We start from the raw sequence: 1,581 nt of genomic DNA, 5'->3' as shown, positions 1-1,581 counted from the left end.
GCCTTGCCGGGCGCGGCGGGCGAGTTCGGCGACGACCTCCTCGCATTCGCCGCGCACGACGACATCGACGCCAAGCTTGCGCAGCGTTGGCGCCGGCGTCGCCGAACCGTGCGGTCCGACAGCCACGGTGCGCCCGCCGCGCCCGGCAAGGCTGTTGAGGAACTCGGCAGGCACGCGCAGCTCGGGCGGCGCGCAGCGCCAGAACAAATAGGTCGGCGCCGTGCTGACAACGGTCATGGCCGGAGCGAAAGCGGCGACGCGATCGGCAAGTGCTGCGTTGTCCAGCTTCTGGATTTGCCCGTCCAGCATCAGCACCTGATGGCCGTCGGCCTCCAGCAAGGCTTTCGAGTAGCCCAGTTCCAGCGGCAGATGTGGCTGGCGGCAGCCGAAATAGATGCTGTCCTCGTAGGTCCAGGACGGATTGACCAGGGCGACTTTCATGCAACGTACCTCGCTGGTTCAGGCTCGAGGCGATGACGCTGGAGCCAATCGGCCAGATCACGGACGCCGTCGCGCCAGGACACATGCGCTTTCCAGCCGAGCGTCACTTCTATCTTGCGGGTGTCGGCGACAAAGAATGGCTGGTCGCCGGTGCGTTCCCGGTCGTAGCGGATCGAGAGGTTCCGCCCGGTCAGCTCGCCGATCTGCTTGAGCAGCATGCGCAGGCTGACGGCGTTGCCCGGACCGCCACCGAGGTTGAATGCTTGCCCCTTGATATCCTCGATCCGGGCAAGTACCCCGCGATAGGCCGCAACAGCATCGGAGACATGGAGGATATCGCGCACCTGCTTGCCGTTGCCGTAGATCGTGATCGGCCGGCCGGAAAGCGCGCTAAGCAGAAAATGGGCGACCCAGCCCTGGTCCTCCGTACCGAACTGGCGCGGGCCGTAGATGCAGCTCATGCGCAGGACCGCGGTCGGCAGATCGTACGACTTGGCATAGTCGAGCACGTATTGATCCGCCGCGCCTTTGGAGCAGCCATAGGGCGTGCAGAAATCCAGACCGCAGGTCTCGTCTATGCCGTTGGCGCGGATGCCGGCGTCGCAGGGTACGCACCGATCGTCCTCTTCGCGGACTGTGACATCCGGCAGGCCGCCATAGACCTTGTTCGTGCTGGCGAAGATCACGGGAATGCGTCTGCCGCTCCGGCGAGCCGCTTCCAGGACGTTGAAGGTTCCGCGAAGATTGATGTCGAAATCTTCACTTGGCTGGACGAGGCTTGTGGTGACGGCGGTCTGTGCGGCGAGATGGAATATCGCTTTGGAATGCGCCAAAAGCGGCGCCAGCACGTCTCCGTCCCGGACATCCACAGTCTCCACGGCAAGTTTATTGCCGTGCTTCTGCGCCAGCCAAGCCAGGTTCTGATCGACGCCCGGGCGGCTGAGATTGTCGATGACCAGCACCGGCACCCCATCCGACAGCAGGCTGTCGGCGAGGTTCGAGCCGATGAAGCCACTGCCGCCGACGATGGCAACCGGCGCTTCACGAAACCCGTCCGGCCTCATGATACCAGTCCCCGCTCTTCGAGTTCCCGTTTCATGTCGGCGCCGCGGTCGATGGCGACCGAGTTGCGAACCCATG

General features: G+C 64.4%; 2 protein-coding genes. Both read right to left on the bottom strand.

The genetic code is table 11. The features are described 5' to 3' along the window. Positions 1 to 441 (bottom strand): cobalamin-dependent protein (locus EOA85_RS34930; RefSeq protein ID WP_206523463.1); only part of this gene is annotated, 441 nt, incomplete at its 3' end. Then, on the bottom strand, positions 438 to 1,505 hold the full coding sequence (locus EOA85_RS34925) for an NAD-dependent epimerase/dehydratase family protein (protein WP_127212705.1): 1,068 nt from the start codon (positions 1,503 to 1,505) through the stop codon (positions 438 to 440). The genes EOA85_RS34930 and EOA85_RS34925, both read right to left, overlap by 4 nt. Positions 1,506 to 1,581 lie beyond the last annotated feature (76 nt).

It is taken from the genome of Mesorhizobium sp. M5C.F.Ca.IN.020.29.1.1 (assembly GCF_003997375.1).
Classification (GTDB): domain Bacteria; phylum Pseudomonadota; class Alphaproteobacteria; order Rhizobiales; family Rhizobiaceae; genus Mesorhizobium; species Mesorhizobium wenxiniae.
This window is presented reverse-complemented; position numbering and strand designations above follow the sequence as displayed.

Bases quoted from the DNA above. Each gene is read 5' to 3' on its own strand.
- EOA85_RS34925 (WP_127212705.1), bottom strand. From the start codon at position 1,505: ATGAGGCCGGACGGGTTTCGTGAAGCGCCGGTTGCCATCGTCGGCGGC.